Genomic DNA, 17,474 nt, shown 5'->3' on the forward strand with positions numbered 1-17,474 from the left:
GATCCCCCCTGGGACGGAAGCGCACGATTGTGCGAGAAGTGACGCCGCAGGCTAGCAGTCGCCTACGACATCGCCCACCGAAATCCTTGGGGAACTCCAGGGATCCCCTTGAATCCTCGGGGAGCCCGCTTGTCACAACCGGTGTGCGGCCCCCGCCGGGGTCGCGCCCCGGGTGTCCAGGAGCAGTTGGGCCTTCACGGCGAGGCCCTGGAGGTCGTACGTGCGGTGGTGCTGGAGCAGCACCGTGAGGTCGGCGCTCGATGCCGCCTCGTACAGCGAGTCGGCGCGCGGGACAGGGAGTTCACGGACCCGCCAGTCCAGGACGTGCGGGTCGTGGTAGCCGATCTGGGCGCCCATGTCCATCAGCCGGGCCGCGATCTCCCGGGCGGGGGAGGCCTCCTGGTCGGCGAGGTCCGGCTTGTAGGTGACCCCGAGGAGCAGCACCCGGGCGCCGCGTACCGACTTGCCGTGCTCGTTCAGGAGGGTGGCGCAGCGCTGGATCACGTACTGCGGCATCCGGTCGTTGATCTCCTGGGCGAGCGAGACCATCCGCAGGGGGTGGCCGGGGGTGCGACTGTTGTACGGAAGGTAGCCCGGGTCGACGGGGGCGCCGTGGCCGCCGACGCCGGGGCCCGGACGGAACGGCTGGAAGCCGAAGGGCTTGGTCTCGGCGCACCGGATGACATCCCACAGGTCGACGCCGAGATCGTGGCAGAGCACCGCCATCTCGTTGACCAGGGCGATGTTGACGTGCCGGAAGTTGGTCTCCAGGACCTTGGTCATCTCGGCCTCGCGCGGCCCGCGGGCCCGGACGACCTTGTCGGTGAGCCGGCCGTAGAACGCGGCGGCGGATTCGGTGCAGGCGGGGGTGAGGCCGCCGATGACCTTGGGGGTGTTGGCGTAGACGTGGGTCCTGTTGCCGGGGTCGAGGCGGCTGGGGGAGTAGGCGAGGTGGAAGTCGCGGCCGGCGCGGAGCCCCGAGCCCTCTTCGAGGAGGGGCAGTACATAGCCCTCGGTGGTGCCGGGCTGTACGGCCGATTCCAGCAGGACGGTGGTGTGCGGGCGCAGCCGGGCGGCGAGCGCGCGGGCCGCGTCGCCGACGGCGGTGAGGTCGAGGGTGCGGTCGGCACCGAGCGGGGTTGGCGCGCAGATCACCGCGGTACGGACCCGGCCCAGTTCGGCCGGGTTGGTGGTGGGCCGGAAACCCCCCGAGAGCATCCGGCGGAGGTCCGAGGCGGTGAGCGATCCCTCGACGGGGGTGCGGCCCGCGGCGAGTTCCGCGTAGGCGCGTGGGTCGGTGTCGTAACCGACGGTCTGGACACCGGCGGCGACGGCGGCTTGGGCTAGGGGCAGGCCGAGGTGGCCGAGTCCGATGACTGCGAGGTCTGCGGGCATGTGGATGGGCCGTCCTTCCCTTGGGCCGACCGGCAGATGGAGGGCGCCACCCTCTATTTGCCGGTCGGTGCCAAGACACATGAGAGCGGAAAGCGCAACCGCTGGGGACAGCGCAATGTCAGACTAGGCGTAAATATGACCTATATGTCGCATTGCGCGGCTCTCATCGCCCAGGTGTTGTCCACAGGCGGTGGCCGAAGTCGTGGACCGCGGACAGAATCGAGGGGTGGGCGCGGGGCGTCCGACCGCTCGGTCGGGTCGCGTCCAGTGCCGGACCACCCCGATCTACCCCGGGAGGCAGCGGTGAGGACAGCGACACTGGGACCTGCGGAGCGCGCCGAGGCGCTCGCCGCGATGGCCGAGCGCGAACTGGACGTGCTGGTCGTGGGGGCGGGCGTGGTCGGCGCCGGTACGGCGCTGGACGCGGCGACGAGGGGCCTCTCGACCGGTCTGGTCGAGGCGCGCGACTGGGCCTCGGGCACATCGAGCAGATCGAGCAAGCTGATCCACGGCGGGCTGCGGTATCTGGAGATGCTCGATTTCGCGCTGGTCCGGGAGGCGCTGAAGGAGCGCGGCCTGCTCCTGGAGCGGCTGGCCCCGCATCTGGTGAAGCCCGTGCCGTTCCTCTATCCGTTGCAGCACAAGGGCTGGGAGCGGCTCTACACCGGCTCCGGAGTGGCGCTCTACGACGCGATGTCGGTGTCCTCGGGGCACGGCCGCGGCCTGCCCGTCCACCGGCATCTCTCCCGCCGCCGCGCCCTGCGGGTCGCCCCGGCGCTCAGGAAGGACGCCCTGGTCGGGGCGTTGCAGTACTACGACGCGCAGATGGACGACGCCCGCTATGTCGCGACGCTGGTGCGCACCGCCGCCGGATATGGCGCCCGGGTGGCGAACCGGGCGCGGGTGATCGGCTTCCTCCGGGAGGGCGAGCGGGTCGTCGGCGTCCGCGTGGAGGACGTCGAGGCGGGCGGTGATTACGAGGTCAGGGCCAAACAGGTGGTCAACGCGACGGGGGTCTGGACGGACGACACCCAGGCGCTGATCGGGGAGCGCGGGCTGTTCCACGTCCGGGCATCCAAGGGCATACACCTGGTCGTCCCGAAGGACCGCATCCACTCCTCGACCGGCCTGATCCTGCGGACCGAGAAGTCCGTCCTCTTCGTCATCCCGTGGGGGCGGCACTGGATCGTCGGGACGACGGACACCGACTGGGACCTGGACAAGGCGCACCCGGCGGCGTCCAGCGCCGACATCGACTATCTGCTCGAACACGTCAACTCGGTCCTGGCCACGCCCCTGACCAGGGATGACGTCCAGGGCGTCTACGCGGGGCTGCGGCCGTTGCTGGCCGGTGAGTCGGAGGCGACCAGCAAGCTCTCGCGCGAGCACACGGTGGCGCATCCGCTGCCGGGCCTCGTAGTCGTGGCGGGCGGCAAATACACGACGTACCGAGTGATGGCCAAGGACGCCGTGGACGAGGCGGTGCACGGTCTCGACCAGCGCGTGGCGGACTGCGTCACCGAGGACATTCCGCTGCTCGGGGCGGAGGGCTACCGGGCGCTGTGGAACGCCCGGGCGCGGATCGCGGCCCGGACGGGGCTCCATGTCGCCCGGGTGGAGCATCTGCTCAACCGCTACGGCTCCATGACCGAGGAACTGCTCGAACTGATCGTCGATGATCCGACGATGGGTGAGCCACTGCCGTCGGCGGACGACTACCTGAAGGCCGAGATCGTCTACGCCGCCTCGCACGAGGGGGCCCGCCATCTCGACGACGTGCTGACCCGCCGCACCCGGATCTCCATAGAGACCTTCGACCGGGGCACACGCAGCGCCAGGATCTGTGCGGAGCTGATGGCGCCGGTGCTCGGCTGGGACGAGGGGCAGATCGACCGCGAGGTCGAGCACTACGAGAAGCGGGTGCAGGCGGAGCGGGAGTCGCAGCGGCAGCCGGACGACCTCACGGCGGACGCGGCGCGGCTCGGCGCGCCGGACATCGTGCCGATCTAGGTCCTGTCCTGCCGGACAGGACCTGGTGCCGTGACCGGCAAAGCTTGCCGGGAGCAGCGCTAGGGCCGGGCGGGTCGGTTGCAGAACTCTGCGTCGAGCAGCGCCGGTTCGAGCGTCTCCGCATCGGTCAGGGTGTCCGTGTCGATGCGGTACGTCAGGGCGTGCCGGCCGTCGAGCGTGGCGGCGGTACGGACGTAACTGCCCGCTATGTGACCGTTGTGGCCCCAGACGGTGATGCCACAGGTGAGCCTCTGCGGGTAGATGCCCAGGCCGTAGGCGCCGTGCGTGGTACCCGTGTTCAGAAGGGCCGTCAACTGGGCGGGCGGGAGGAGGCGCCCGCCCAGCAGAGCCGCGTAGAAGCGGTTCAGATCGGCGAGCGTGGAGATCAGCTCCCCGGCCGCGCCCGCCGTGCGAGGGTCGAGATCGGTGACGTCGCGGAGGCTGCCGTCGGCCGGATCGCGGGTGAAGCCGCGGCCGTGCGGGGAGGGCAGCGCGGTACGGGAGCCGGGCAGTGAGGTACCGGTGAGACGGAGGGGGGTGATGATGCGGCGGCGGATCTCGGTGGCGTAGCCGTGTCCGGTGACGCGTCGGATGACGAGTCCGAGTACGACGTAATTGGTGTTGGAGTAGGCGTAGTGGCCGGGGGCGTTCGTCGGGCGGTGGGCCAGGGCGACACGGACCGCCGCGGTGGCGGAGACGGGGCGGGCGGAGGCGTCGGCGGTGTAGTCGTAGAGGCCGCTGGTATGGCTCAGCAGGGCGCGCAGGGTGATGCGGCGGCCGTCGTTGCCGTTACCGTGGATCAGGCCGGGCAACAGCCGGTCGACGGTGTCCGACAGGTGCAGCCGTCCTTCCCGGGCGAGTTGGAGCACGACGGTGGCGACGAAGGTCTTGGTGATGCTGCCGGCCCGGAACCGGTCCTCCCTGTGAATGCCGGGGCCCGTCGAGCGATAGGTGCCGTACGGTGCGGAAGAGGTCTGACGGGCCAGCAGCGCCGCCGTGGGAGCGCCGCCCCCGGCGACGAGCCGGGGAAGGTAGGAGGCTGCGGGCGTGAGGTGTGGTTCGCTGGGCAGGGTTGCTGTTCCCAAGCCGAACAGTGCCAGCAGCAGCGGGGCGGCGAGCAGCGCCCTGAGTGTCGGCATGGCAGGGATTCCCTTCCTCCGGGCACATCATGCCGGGCCCACGGACCCGGCACCATGACCGGTCCCGGGGTGAGGGACAATGAACGCTCTGCCAGGGCGGGTTGATCGCAGAGGGGACGCATGTCGGAGGCGGAGCAGGCACGGGAGCCCCAACGGGACAAGGACGGACGTCTCCTTGCGGGGCGCTACCGGCTCGGGGAGGTGCTCGGCCGGGGCGGTATGGGCACGGTCTGGCGTGCCGTCGACGAGACGCTGGGCCGCACGGTAGCGGTCAAGGAGCTGCGGTTCCCCTCGGCCATCGACGAGGACGAGAAGCGTCGCCTCATCACGCGCACGCTGCGTGAGGCGAAGGCGATCGCCAGGATCCGCAACAACGGTGCGGTGACGGTCTACGACGTGGTCGACGAGGACGACCGGCCGTGGATCGTGATGGAGCTCATCGAGGGCAAGTCCCTCGCCGAGGCGATCCGCGAGGACGGGGTGCTGACGCCGAAGCGCGCCGCCGAGGTCGGCCTCGCCATCCTCGACGTGCTGCGTTCGGCACACCGCGAGGGCATCCTGCACCGCGATGTGAAGCCGTCCAACGTACTGATCGCCGAGGACGGCCGGGTCGTGCTGACCGACTTCGGTATCGCGCAGGTCGAGGGCGACCCGTCGGTCACCTCGACGGGCATGCTCGTCGGCGCCCCCTCGTACATCTCCCCGGAGCGCGCCCGCGGACACAAGCCGGGGCCGCCCGCCGACCTGTGGTCACTCGGCGGACTGCTGTACGCCAGCGTCGAGGGCACCCCGCCGTACGACAAGGGGTCGGCCATCGCCACCCTGACCGCGGTGATGACCGAGCCGCTCGACCCGCCGAAGAACGCCGGTCCGCTGGAGGAGGTCATCTACGGCCTGCTCGCCAGGGATCCCGATCAGCGGCTCGACGACGCGGGCGCGCGTGCCTTGCTCAATGACGTGATCCACGCCCCCGAGAAGCCGGACCCGGTGGTGCCCCCGCCCGCCGACGCCACCCAGGTCATGGCGCTGCCCGGGCAGACCTCCGCGTCCGGCGCCAAGACGGCCCCGAAGTCCGGCGAGCAGGGCGAGGGCACACGGGACCGGCTGCGCGGTGCACTGCGCTCCGTGCGCAGCGCGAAGGCGGCGCCGGCCGCAGCCGCGACCCCGGCCGCCGCCGCCTCGGCCGCCGCGCCGCCCCCGCCCTCGAAGGCCGCTGCCTCGGCGAGTGGTGGCGCAGCCCCCGCGAAGCCTGCCCGGCCCCCGGCCGCGGCGACCGGGGGCGCGGCCTCCGCCGCCGTACCACCGCCGCGCCAGGCCACGTCGTCGGCCACCGAGTCCCGCGCGTCCCTCACGGACGTGGTGCCGCGCCGCACTCTGGCGATCACCGCGGCCGTGATCGTGCTCGCCGTGATCGGCACGGTCCTCGCGCTCACGCTCGGCGGAGACGACAAGAACAACGCGGGTGGCGGCAGCGGCAAGGACGACAAGTCCACCTCGGCCGGGGCCTCGACGACGACCGGCGGCTCCGCCGACACCGACAGCGGCAACGGCAGCGACAAGACCCAGGACCAGAGCAAGGACCAGGGCAAGGGCGGCAACCCGGACAAGGGGTCCGACGGTTCGAAGGGCGACGGCCAGGACGGCGCCGACGCGCTGCCCGCCGGATACCGGACCATCACGAACAAGCGGTTCCACTTCGCGATGGCGATGCCCGAGGACTTCCGGCTCAATAACACGGCCGGCCGCAACTCCGGCGGCATCTTCAACGCCGACGGCGGCTTCCCGCGCGTCCAGGTCGACTACACCGATTCGCCCGGCGGCGACGCCGCCGCGGCCTGGAACGCCGCGAAGGGCGGCGTCGCGGCCAGCAGCAACAACTACCACCACCTCGGCGTGAAGAAGGTCCAGTACAACGGCTACCCGACCGTCGCCGACTGGCAGTTCGAGCGCACCCAGCAGGGTCAGCCGATCCGGGTGCTGAACCGGGGCTTCAAGGTCGATGCCACCCACGGCTACGCGATCATGATCAGCTGCAAGGCGAGCGAATGGGACAGCGAGGAGTGCCGGACGCTGCGCAAGACCGCGTTCGACACCTTCGAGCCCACCGACTGATCCGTGGGCGAAAAGGGCCGGGATGCGCCGACCCTGACGCGTGGCGGTCACTTGCCACGTATCGTGAGAGCCGGAAGACCGTACGCAGCCGGAACGGCGGGTCAATTGCACGGTAAGTGACCGCAATTGATGGGTTTGTGCGGTCATCGTGACCGGGGGGACAGCGCGCTCTGGGGAGGCGTCGTGGACGACTACGCGGGTCGGGTGCTTGCCGACCGCTACCGCCTTCCGCTGCCGCCGTCCGACGAGTACGAACTGGCCGAGACCCGGGCGTTCGACACCTACAGCGGACAGGAAGTCCTGGTCCGGCAGGTGCCGTTGCCCGAGGTGGTGGACGCCGAGGTGGTCGATGCCGACGGTCCGGCACGGGCGGCCCGGCAGGTCACCGGGCGTGCCGTGCGGCGGTCCACGGATCCGGCGGTGCGGCGCGCCATCGAGGCGGCGCAGGCGGCGGCCCGGATCCCCGACCATCCCAGGCTCGACCAGGTCTTCGACGTGTTCGCCGAGGCCGGTTCGCTGTGGATCGTGAGCGAACTCGTCATGGCCCGCCCGCTCGCGGCCCTGCTGGCGGATCGCCCGCTCGATCCCTTCCGGGCCGCCGAGATCGGCTCCGACGTGCTGACGGCGTTGCGGGTGCTGCATGCCCATGGCTGGACCCACCGGAACATCACCGTCCGCACGGTGCTGATCTGCGACGACGGCCGCGTCGTGCTGACCGGCCTGGCGGCCGGGGCGGCGGAGGAGGCGCTCTGCGGGTACGTACCGACGCCGCAGCCCGACGACGAGGAAGAGATCGATTTCGGCCCCCCGGCCGTCGAGACGAGGCCGTCCGGGCCGTACACGCCATCCGTCCCACCCGTCCCTCCGGCCGTGGTGCCGGCCTCGCGAGGCCCGGCGGCGATCGAGACAGGCCGCGCGACCGGCGATCCGTACGGTGACGACGCGTACGGCGGTGACGACGCATACGGCGGTGACGACGCGTACAGCGATGGCGATGCGTACGAAGGCGACGATGCGCAGACCGGTGCACCGGGCGAGCTGGAGGCCGTACGGCGGCCGGGGAGCCCCGTCGCCGGAACGGGGAGCGGCGCGCAGTCGCGAGCCGAGCGCGCCGGAGCCATCGCCGCGTACCGCGCGGGCGCCCTCGCCGCCGCCCGGGCCGGCGAGGACCGGCGCCGGGCCGGGGCAGGCGAGGCGGGGGACGCGGAGGACACCGGATCCCTCCCCGTCCAGCGCCCCGCGGGGCCGTCGGACCCGGACCGCGGCCACCCGCGGCCGACCGGCCCCTGGAGCCGGCCCGCCGAGGACCCGTACGACGACGAGGACGACGAGGACGAGGACGGCTACGGAGGCGACGACCAGTCACCGCCCGCCCGGCGGCTGCACCTCACCGGCAGCTGGAGCGACGGGCCCGGATCCGGGCGTCCCGTGCCCGCCGGGGGCTCGGGCGAGGACGCCCTGCGTGCCGATGCCCGCCGCCACGGCAACTCCCCGGCGCTGCCCGCACACCGGCCCGAGCAGCGGCAGGAGCCGACCCGCTGGGACGACCTCGTGGCGAGCGGCCGTACGGGCGCCGTCTACCGAGGCCCCGCCACCACTCTCGCCGCCGAGCGCGCCCGGCAGGCCCGGATCGCAGTCGTCGGCGCGGTCACCGAGCGCTGGGCGCCCGAGCAGGCCGGCCCCGTCCACGAGAACTGGCGGCTGGCGCCGCCGATCGGACCCGCCACCGACCTCTGGGCGCTCGGCGCGCTGCTCTACCGCGCCGTCCAGGGCCACGCCCCGTACCCCGAGGAGAACGCGGCCGAGCTCGTCCAGATGGTCTGCGCCGAGCCGCCCGCCTTCGCCGAGGAATGCGGTCCACTGCGCCCCGTGGTCGAGTCCTTGCTGCGTCAGGACCCCACCGAGCGGCCGGATTTCGAGGAGCTGCGCGGCTGGCTGCGCTCCCTCGTACGGTCGGCGCCCGAGCCCGAGGCCGGTCTGGACGTCGTACCGCTGCCGTCCGTCGACAGCGCCCGGCTTCCCGTCGTGCGCCGCCGGGGCGAGCTGGTCCGCAGGCGCCGCGGCCGCTTCGGCCAGGGGGCGTCCCACGGCCGTCACCGCCACACGAAGGAGAAGCCCGACCGGCACGACAGGCCCCGGGCGGAGAAGGCGCCCAGGACGCCGCGCGAGCCCAAGGGCCCCAAGGCGCTGCGCACCCCGCCGCCGGACCGCCGGCCGGGCGAGGGCCGGGCGCCGCGACGGCTGGGACGGCTGCTTCTGCTGCTGATCCTGCTGGCCCTTTTCGCGGCCATCGCGTACGCCGTGATGTTCATGCCCAAGGCGGACAGCGGCTCCGGCACCCGCTCCTCGGGCTCGGCGTCGGCGGCTTCCGGTTCACCGGAGCCCGGCGAGGGCGCGTCCGACGGGCAGTCACCCTCGCAGCCCCCCGGCGCGCAGCAGCCGCAGACCAGCCGCTCCGCCGTCGCGCTCGCCCCCGGTTATGTCCTGCGCAAGGACCCGGAGGGCTTCGAGATCGGTGTGCTCAAGGGCTGGCAGCGCAGTCCCGCCAACGCGGACCGGCAGATCCGGTACGGCAGTGACGGCTTCAGCCTGCTGATCGTCCCCGGACGCGACACCGTAAAGGCCAACGGCGACGACCCGCTGGCGTACCAGGCCGACAAGGAGCTGGAGTTGCAGCCGTTCCGCGACTCCAGCTGGTCGGGGTCGAGCGGGCTGCGCCGGATCGACGTCGGCCGACAGGCCATGGCCGAGGGGCAGTTCACCTGGCAGGACGCCAGTGGCCGCGAGGTGTACGCCCGCAACCTCGCGATGATTGTCGGCGGCCGCTACCACATCCTCCAGGTCATCGGCCCGGAGGATCGGCGCGACGAGGTCGCGGACATCTACGAACAAGCCATCGCCTCCTACCGGGTGACGCACTGAAGCATTCCGGTGCGTCACCTGGACAGTGGGCGGAGCGACAAGCATCACAGTGCGGTCTCTTGGGTGATGCGAGGTTCCGTGGCCCCGCATCAGCTCCGTAATCTGGCCTCCGAGGGAACGGGGCGGAATACGTGGATCGATCACAGGGCACGGACGCGGGACTGGTGCTGGCCGGAAGGTACCGGCTCGGTGAAGTCCTCGGGCGCGGCGGCATGGGCAAGGTCTGGCGTGCCCACGACGAGGTGCTGCACCGCACGGTCGCGGTCAAGGAGCTGACCGCCGGGCTGTACGTCGCCGAGGCCGACCGGATCGTGCTGCACGCCCGCACGCAGAAGGAGGCCCGCGCCGCCGCCCGGATCACGCACCCGGGCGTGGTCACCGTCCACGACGTGATCGAGTACGACAACCGGCCCTGGATCGTCATGCAGTACGTCGACGGTCCGTCACTCGCCGACGCGGCCAAGGAGTCCGGCGAGATCGAGCCCCGCGAGGCCGCCAGGATCGGCCTCCACGTGCTGGGCGCCCTGCGCGCCGCACACGGTGCGGGGGTGCTGCACCGGGACGTCAAGCCCGGCAACGTACTCCTGGCCAGGGACGGCCAGGTGCTGCTCACCGACTTCGGGATCGCGGCGATAGAGGGCGACTCGACCATCACCAGGACCGGTGAACTGGTCGGCTCCATCGACTATCTGGCGCCCGAACGGGTACGCGGCGGGGATCCGGGCCCCGCGTCCGATCTGTGGTCCCTCGGTGCCACGCTCTACACCGCGGTCGAGGGGCGCTCGCCGTTCCGCCGCACGTCCCCGATCTCCACCATGCAGGCCGTCGTCACCGAGGAGCCGCCGTCGCCGGAGCGGGCGGGTCCGCTGGCCCCAGTGATCACCGCGCTGCTCCGCAAGGAGCCCGCGGACCGGCCGTCGGCGGCCGAGGCGGAACGGATGCTGCTGGAGGCCATGGAGGGCCGCGAGCCCCGGGCCGCGCAGGCGTTCGTACCGACGCAGCGCGTCCCCGACGAGGTCCTGCGCACGCTGGACCCGGACGGCGCGTCGGGAGAGGCGGCCGGTGCGACGGCGGGTGCTTCCGGTGCTCCTGGTACGGCGGGTGCGCCCGGTACGGCCCGGCTTCCGCACCCGGCCGCCGGTTCCGTCGCCGGGCCGGCGTCGTCCCCGGTGACCCGGCGCAGCCGGAGCCGGTGGCGTACGACGGTCCTGGTCATCGCCGCGGCCGCGCTGGTCGGCGGCGGCGCGGGGCTCGCCGCGATGAAGTACGGGGACCGCGCGGACAGTACCGCCGGGCGCGGCGGCACGGGCACGCACGCGACCGACACCCCCTCGCAGCCCAGCACTTCGCGGGCGCCGAAGCCGGACACCCCGAAGCCGGACACGCCGGGGAAGGGCATGCCCGACGGCTGGCACCGGGTGAACGACCCCGAGGGCTTCAGCCTGACCGTGCCCGACGGCTGGGTGCGCCGGGCGGACGGCAACCAGATCGACTACACCCCGGACAACGGCGTGCACTACATCCGGATCAGCATCGACCCGGCGCCCGACTTCGAGAACTCGTACATGCACATGCTGAACCTGGAGAAGCAGCTGGCCGAACGGCTTCCCGGGTACCAGCGCGAGACCCTGCACTCCAACACGTACCGCGACCGGGCGGGCTCGCTCTGGGAGTTCACCTGGACCGAGACCAAGGACCACCCGGGCCCGCGCCACGCGATCGACCAGATGTACTACGGGGAGGACGGCGGCCCGGAGTATGCGATGTACATGACGGGTCCGGCCTCGGACTGGGACACGACCCGGGAACAGTTCGACACGATGCTGCGCGGCTGGCGGCCGCCCGACAGCTCCGGCTGAGATCCGGCAGCCCGGGCTGCTGCCCGGCAGTTCGGGCTGCGGCCCGGCGGCTCCGACCGGGGACTGTCGGGTCGGTCCGGTGACCGCAGGGGTCCTGATCAGGGGCTTTGTTGCCAGTGATCACTGGCTTGTTTGTGGGGAGTGTGAAAACCCGTTACTCACGGGTACCCAAAGCGTGCGGCTGGACGTACTCTCGCCCTCATGACGGACTCGCAGGCCTCCACGTCCACCCCCGCAGCCCCGGTCGGCACCAACCCCGTGGCCGCCGCCCCCGCAGGCGTGCGCACCGCAGCCGATGTGGTGACACCCGAGGTGGTCGCCCAGCTGACCCGTGGCGTGGCCGGCTCCGGCCGTACGGCCAACCACACCCCCTTCACGGGGGAGAAGCTGGCCGATCTGCCCGAAGCCACCCCCGAGGACGTGGCGACGGCCTTCGAGCGGGCCGGGGCGGCCCAGGCGGCCTGGGCCGCGACCCCCGTCCGCGCCAGAGCGGCCGTCCTGCTCCGCTTCCACGACCTCGTGCTCAGCCGCCAGGCCGAGGTGCTCGATCTCATCCAGTTGGAGACCGGCAAGGCCAGGCTGCACGCCCACGAGGAAGTGCAGGCCGTCGCCGTCGCGGCCCGGCACTACGGGCGCAAGGCCCCCGCGTACCTGAAGCCGAAGCGGCACACCGGAGTCGTACCGACCCTCACCAAGGTCACCGAGCTGCGTCAGCCGCGCGGTGTCATCGGCCAGATCGCGCCGTGGAACTACCCGCTCGAGCTGTCCGTCGGCGATGCGCTGCCCGCGTTCGTCTCCGGCAACGCCGTCGTGATGAAGCCCGACACGGAGACCGCGCTGACCGCGCTGTGGGCCCGGGACCTCTTGATCGAGGCCGGGCTGCCCGCCGAGGTGTTCCAGGTGGTCCTCGGTGACGGACCGGTCGTCGGCCCCGAGGTCGTCAAGCACGCCGACTACGTCTCGTTCACCGGTTCCACCCGCACCGGTCGCGAGGTCGCACAGGGCGCGGCGGCCCGGCTCGTCGGGGTCTCGCTGGAGCTCGGCGGGAAGAACGCCATGCTGGTCCTGAAGGACGCCGACGTGGAGAAGGCCGCCGCGGGGGCCGTGCGCGCCTGCTTCTCCTCGGCCGGCCAGCTCTGCATCTCCATCGAGCGGCTGTACGTCCACGAGTCGGTCGCCGACGACTTCGTGGCCCGCTTCGCCGCACGTACGAAGGCCATGCGGCTCGGCAGCTCCCTCGCCTACGGCGCCGACATGGGCTCGCTGGTCGGCGAGCGCCAGCTGGAGACCGTCACCCGGCATGTCGCGGAGGCCGTCGAGAAGGGCGCCCGGCTCGTCGCGGGTGGCGTCGCCCGCCCGGACATCGGCCCGCTCTTCTACGAGCCGACCATCCTCGACGGCGTCGAGGCGCCGATGGCCGTGTGCAACGAGGAGACCTTCGGCCCGGTCGTCTCCATCTACCGCTTCGCGGACGAGGACGAGGTCGTCGCCCTCGCCAACGCCACCCCGTACGGCCTGAATTCCAGCGTCTGGACCAAGGACGCCAAGCGCGGCCACCAGGTCGCCGCCCGGCTCCGGACCGGCACGGTCAACATCAACGAGGGGTACGCCCCCGCGTACGGCAGCGTGCAGTCCCCGATGGGCGGCATGAAGGACTCCGGTCTCGGCCGGCGGCACGGCTCCGAGGGCATCCTCAAGTACACGGAGGCGCAGACCGTCGCCCAGCAGCGGCTGATTCCGCTCGCCCCGGCGTTCGGCATGGACGACGAGAAGTACGCGGCGTTCATGACTCGCAGCCTGAAGGCGATGAAGGCGTTCCGCCTGCGCTGACCCCCGTAGCACCGCAGCACGTTCTGCCCTTTTCGTACCGAGGAGAGCCATGTCCCAGGACAGCCCTGCCCAGAATCAGGCCGAACCGGCCGGCGGGACCGACGACGACGCCGCGTACGACTACGACGTCCTGGTCGTCGGCTCGGGCTTCGGCGGCGCGGTTTCGGCCCTGCGGTTGACCGAGAAGGGATACCGGGTCGGGGTCCTGGAGGCGGGCCGCCGCTTCAGCCCCGGCACCCTCCCCAAGAACTCCTGGGACATCAAGAACTACCTGTGGGCCCCCGCGCTCGGCCTCTACGGCATTCAGCGCGTCCACCTGCTCGGCAACGTGATGGTGCTGGCCGGTGCGGGTGTCGGCGGCGGCTCGCTCAACTACGCCAACACGCTGTACGTGCCCCCGGCGCCGTTCTTCGAGGACCGGCAGTGGGCGTCCATCACCGACTGGCAGGACGAGCTGAAGCCGTACTACGACCAGGCGAAGCGGATGCTCGGGGTCCGGCTCAATCCGACGATGACCCCCTCCGACGTCCATCTGAAGGCGGCCGCGCAGACCATGGGTGTCGGAGACACCTTCCATCTCGCCCCGGTCGGCGTCTTCTTCGGCGATGGCGAGGACGCCGACGGCACGGCCACGGCGAAGCCCGGCGGCACGGTCGCCGACCCGTACTTCGGCGGCGCGGGCCCCGCCCGCAAGGCCTGCACCGAGTGCGGCGAATGCATGACGGGCTGCCGTCACGGCGCGAAGAACACCCTCAACGAGAACTACCTCCACCTCGCCGAGAAGGCCGGGGCGGTCATCCACCCGATGACCTCCGTCGTCGCGATCACGGACCACCCGGAGGGCGGCTACCACGTCACCACCGTCCCCACCGACCGCCGCAAGAAGGCGAAGCCCACGCGGTTGCGCGCCCGCCAGGTGGTCGTCGCAGCGGGCACGTACGGAACGCAGACCCTGCTGCACACGATGAAGGACCGCGGTCTGCTGCCCCGGCTCTCCGACCGGCTCGGCGAGCTGACCCGTACCAACTCCGAGGCGCTCGTCGGCTCGCAGACCAGCGACCGGCGCTACCGCAAGAAGCACGGCACCGCGAAGGCCGACTTCACCCAGGGCGTCGCGATCACCTCCTCGATCCACCCCGACGAGAACACCCACATCGAGCCGGTCCGCTACGGCAAGGGCTCCAACGCGATGGGCGCGATGTCCATCCTCCAGGTGCCCTACGGCGGCCGCCGGGTGCTGGGCTGGCTCGGTAACGTGGCAAAGCACCCGACCCTCGCCCTGCGGTCGCTCTCCAACCGCCGCTGGTCGGAGCGGACCATCATCGGGCTCGTCATGCAGTCGCTGGACAACTCCCTGACGACGTACCGGAAGCCGGGCGGAATAGGGAAGGGCCTGCTCACCGCACGGCAAGGGCACGGCGCACCCAACCCGACCCAGATCGAGGAGGCGACGCGCAGCGCCTCCCTGCTCGCCGACGAGATCAACGGCTTCGCCGGCTCGAACATCGGCGAGCTGATGGGCACCCCGCTCACCGCGCACTTCCTCGGCGGCTGCCCCATAGGCGCGAGCGCCGAGGAAGGAGTGATCGACCCGTACCACCGGCTCTACGGACACCCCGGCATCTCGGTGGTCGACGGCTCCGCGGTCTCGGCGAACCTCGGCGTCAATCCGTCGCTCACCATCACCGCACAGGCAGAGCGCGCGATGTCCTTCTGGCCCAACAAGGGCGGGGCGGACCCGCGTCCCGCGCAGGGTGCGGGGTACGAACGGCTGGCCGCGGTCGAGCCGCAGGCACCGGCCGTACCGAAGGAGGCGTTCGGCGCGCTGAAGCTGCCGTTCCTCGGGCTGCCGACGGTCCCGCCGAAGAAGAATCCGCAGGAGCGGTCGGAGCAGCGGTAGCAGGGCCCCGGCGGACCGGGACAGCAGAAGGGGCTGCACCCCCCTCCGAGTGCAGCCCCCTCCGTGCTTACGGTGACGAAACGCCTTACGCGGCAGCGTCACCGTTCCTGCGGCGCCGCACGATGAACATCGCGCCCGCGCCGAGCACAATGGCCGCGCCGCCCGCCGTGGCGATCACCGGGACCGCGGAGGACGAACCGGTCTCCGCGAGCGAGCCGGAGACCTTCCCCGTCGGGTTGTCGGCCGGCTTCGTGGTCGGGACCGGAGCGGTGCCGCCGGTCTGCGGCGTCGAGCCGCTCTCGCCGGAGTTCACGATCTTGAACTTGTACGCGACGTCGCTGACGCCGAAGCAGTCCTTGTCACCCACGTACAGACCGGCACCGAGGGTGAAGCCGGCGCCGATGGGGGCGGTCGACTTCACGTTGATGCGCAGCGGGATGTCGACCTCGTAACCCGGACGGATCTCGTCGGACTGGCCGACGTAGCCGACCGCGCGGCCGTCCTCGTTGAGGTCCTCCCACTTGTTCGTGTCCTCGTTGAAGGCCTGGAGGCTGACGTGCTTCGACTTGAAGAGGTCGTTGCCGTCCTTGTCGGAAGAGGCGCCCGCGAAGTAGTCGATCTCCTTCACGACGGACTTCGAGGAGTTGTAGACGTTCATCTTGAACTTGTGCCAGCCACTGCCCCGAGCGATCTTGCCGGGCAGGCCGTTGATGGAGATGTCCAGGTCGGACTTGGAGCACTCCGCCGGCATCTCCGGGTCCTCGGACTCCGACGGGGAAGCGGACTTCGACGGGGACGCGGACGAGGAGGCGCTCGCCGCATCGCTCGGGCTTGCGGTGGCGGTCTCCTTCGGGGCGGCCGCCTCGGTCGTCTCGCTCGGGCCGGGCTTGCCGGGCTCCTCGGCGGGAGCGGTGGTGGACTCGCTGGCGGAGGGGCTCGCCTCGGCCTCCGTGGACTCGGATTCGCTCGGCGAGGGCGAGGCGGTGGTCTCGACGGCAGCGGTCCCGTCCGTCGTTTCGGCGAACGCGGCCGGGGCGGCCAGGATCGCGGCGGGAGCGATGACTGCCGTGGCGGCGGCGAGCGCCATGGCGCGGCGAAGCTTCATGAATGACCTCAGAAGTCCGGCGTACCGCTGGGAGCAGTACGGATAAGGGGACTGGCCCGGCGTGGCGGGGGACACGAGCGGGTCCGGTGGTTCCGCATGATTGACCCGTGGTCCGCCGCAATGGTTGTCCGCTTATTCACAGAACCTTTATGTGATACCGCTCACGTCCCTCTCCGCGCCCGATCCGTGGTCGCCGGGAACCTGGACACGCACATGAGCAAGGGCCCCGCGGACCGGAAGTGGTCCAGGGGGCCCTGCTGGATGAACACCCGGACGCGGTCTCGGCGCCGAGCTGGACGGGCTGCTCCCCGAGCGGACCGTTTCGACCGGATACGGTCGGCTCCGAGCGTCCCCGGAGCCGACCGTTTCTTGGAGTGACCGGGCTGCTGTCCCCTGCCGACCGGTCACGCACGCTGGGGCGCGGTCCCACGGCGTACCTGCAGTACGCCACACGCTCCAGCGGAGCCACGCGTGGTTTCTTCCAAAGCCGCCCCTGGCTGGCACGGACACCGGGACCAACGAAGCCGCGACGGACCCGGTCACGCGCCGTACGGGTGAGAGTCGGCCCGAACTGGGATACGTCGACACACCCCGGGCCCCGGGCACCGGGCGTCAGGCCCGGCCGCGGCAGAGCTCCAGCAGCGTCATGGCGAGGGAGGTGCCGGGCTTGCCGAGCGCGTCCCGGTACTGGCCGAGGATCTCCATCTCGCGGGAGAGGTTGATCCGGCGGCCGCCGGAGGTGATCCGGGCCTCCTGGATGACCGCCGAGACGGCCATTCGCTCCTGGACGAGTCCGATGATCCGGTCGTCGAGGGCGTCGATGCGGGACCTGGCGCCGTCGATCAGGGCGGCGGCCTCATCGGTGTGCGCGCCGGTCTTCTCGGCGGCGGTCTTCGTGGGAGCGGTGCTGGCCATGGTGGTGACTCCTCGTGGGATGCGGCCCCCGAAGCCGACCGGTCCGGAACGCCAGAACGCCCCGGGCCTTTCGGCCCGGGGCGCCTGGAACGTTGCTTGTCAGTGGATCAAGCAGCACGACCATGGCAGCCGGCGGGCCGGATGCCATAGGTAAAGACGAAGGTCGTGTGCTGACGCATGGAACCCAGTATGGCCCGGTCGGCCCGGGCGGACCAACCCGGCGCCCGGATGATGAGACACCGCCCGGAGGCCGCTCCGTGGCCCGTGCTTCCGGCACCCCCGGTCCC

At 71.6% G+C, this 17,474-nt stretch carries 10 protein-coding genes; 6 read left to right on the forward strand and 4 right to left on the reverse strand.

Annotated features, from left to right (window positions below):
• Positions 1-132: 132 nt before the first annotated feature.
• A complete protein-coding gene (locus tag ACZ7L9_RS11500; protein WP_471414442.1) occupies positions 133-1,395 on the reverse strand; it encodes a nucleotide sugar dehydrogenase in 1,263 nt (420 codons plus the stop codon).
• A 303-nt stretch (positions 1,396-1,698) separates the two neighbouring features.
• On the opposite strand from ACZ7L9_RS11500, the gene ACZ7L9_RS11505 reads away from it, so the two are divergent.
• Entirely contained in the window at positions 1,699-3,405 is a 1,707-nt protein-coding gene (locus ACZ7L9_RS11505) for a glycerol-3-phosphate dehydrogenase/oxidase (protein WP_471414444.1), read from the forward strand.
• A 59-nt stretch (positions 3,406-3,464) separates the two neighbouring features.
• On the opposite strand, the gene ACZ7L9_RS11510 is transcribed toward ACZ7L9_RS11505, so the two are convergent.
• Positions 3,465-4,544 carry a serine hydrolase domain-containing protein gene (locus tag ACZ7L9_RS11510; protein ID WP_471414445.1) on the reverse strand — a complete coding sequence of 360 codons (1,080 nt, stop codon included), beginning with the start codon at positions 4,542-4,544 and terminating at the stop codon, positions 3,465-3,467.
• Between the two features lie 120 nt (positions 4,545-4,664).
• On the opposite strand from ACZ7L9_RS11510, the gene ACZ7L9_RS11515 reads away from it, so the two are divergent.
• The 5 genes from ACZ7L9_RS11515 (at position 4,665) to ACZ7L9_RS11535 (ending at position 15,167) form a co-directional block, all read left to right on the forward strand.
• A complete protein-coding gene (locus ACZ7L9_RS11515) occupies positions 4,665-6,656 on the forward strand; it encodes a serine/threonine-protein kinase (RefSeq protein ID WP_471414447.1) in 1,992 nt (663 codons plus the stop codon).
• Between the two features lie 183 nt (positions 6,657-6,839).
• Complete coding sequence (locus ACZ7L9_RS11520; protein ID WP_471414448.1) at positions 6,840-9,578, forward strand: serine/threonine-protein kinase; 2,739 nt, start codon at positions 6,840-6,842, stop codon at positions 9,576-9,578.
• A 131-nt stretch (positions 9,579-9,709) separates the two neighbouring features.
• Positions 9,710-11,437, forward strand: coding sequence for a serine/threonine-protein kinase (locus tag ACZ7L9_RS11525; RefSeq protein WP_471414450.1), 1,728 nt, complete (start codon positions 9,710-9,712; stop codon positions 11,435-11,437).
• A gap of 201 nt (positions 11,438-11,638) precedes the next feature.
• Complete coding sequence (locus ACZ7L9_RS11530) at positions 11,639-13,267, forward strand: succinic semialdehyde dehydrogenase (RefSeq protein ID WP_471414451.1); 1,629 nt, start codon at positions 11,639-11,641, stop codon at positions 13,265-13,267.
• A gap of 49 nt (positions 13,268-13,316) precedes the next feature.
• Positions 13,317-15,167 (forward strand): GMC oxidoreductase, encoded by a 1,851-nt coding sequence (locus ACZ7L9_RS11535; RefSeq protein WP_471414452.1) that lies wholly within the window; start codon positions 13,317-13,319, stop codon positions 15,165-15,167.
• 85 nt (positions 15,168-15,252) lie between these two features.
• Here the strand turns inward: ACZ7L9_RS11535 and ACZ7L9_RS11540 are convergent, their stop codons facing one another.
• A complete protein-coding gene (locus tag ACZ7L9_RS11540; RefSeq protein WP_471414454.1) occupies positions 15,253-16,272 on the reverse strand; it encodes an LAETG motif-containing sortase-dependent surface protein in 1,020 nt (339 codons plus the stop codon).
• A 612-nt stretch (positions 16,273-16,884) separates the two neighbouring features.
• Complete coding sequence (locus tag ACZ7L9_RS11545; RefSeq protein WP_471414457.1) at positions 16,885-17,187, reverse strand: chorismate mutase; 303 nt, start codon at positions 17,185-17,187, stop codon at positions 16,885-16,887.
• Between the last annotated feature and the right edge of the window lie 287 nt (positions 17,188-17,474).

The sequence above is a fragment of the Streptomyces sp. NPDC111516 genome (genome assembly GCF_055635345.1).

Excerpts from the sequence above, each read along its gene's own strand:
- ACZ7L9_RS11500 (WP_471414442.1), bottom strand. The coding sequence starts at position 1,395 with ATGCCCGCAGACCTCGCAGTCATCGGACTCGGCCACCTCGGCCTGCCC.
- ACZ7L9_RS11510 (WP_471414445.1), bottom strand. The coding sequence starts at position 4,544 with ATGCCGACACTCAGGGCGCTGCTCGCCGCCCCGCTGCTGCTGGCACTG.
- ACZ7L9_RS11515 (WP_471414447.1), top strand. The coding sequence starts at position 4,665 with ATGTCGGAGGCGGAGCAGGCACGGGAGCCCCAACGGGACAAGGACGGA.
- ACZ7L9_RS11530 (WP_471414451.1), top strand. The coding sequence starts at position 11,639 with ATGACGGACTCGCAGGCCTCCACGTCCACCCCCGCAGCCCCGGTCGGC.
- ACZ7L9_RS11535 (WP_471414452.1), top strand. The coding sequence starts at position 13,317 with ATGTCCCAGGACAGCCCTGCCCAGAATCAGGCCGAACCGGCCGGCGGG.
- ACZ7L9_RS11540 (WP_471414454.1), bottom strand. The coding sequence starts at position 16,272 with ATGAAGCTTCGCCGCGCCATGGCGCTCGCCGCCGCCACGGCAGTCATC.
- ACZ7L9_RS11545 (WP_471414457.1), bottom strand. The coding sequence starts at position 17,187 with ATGGCCAGCACCGCTCCCACGAAGACCGCCGCCGAGAAGACCGGCGCG.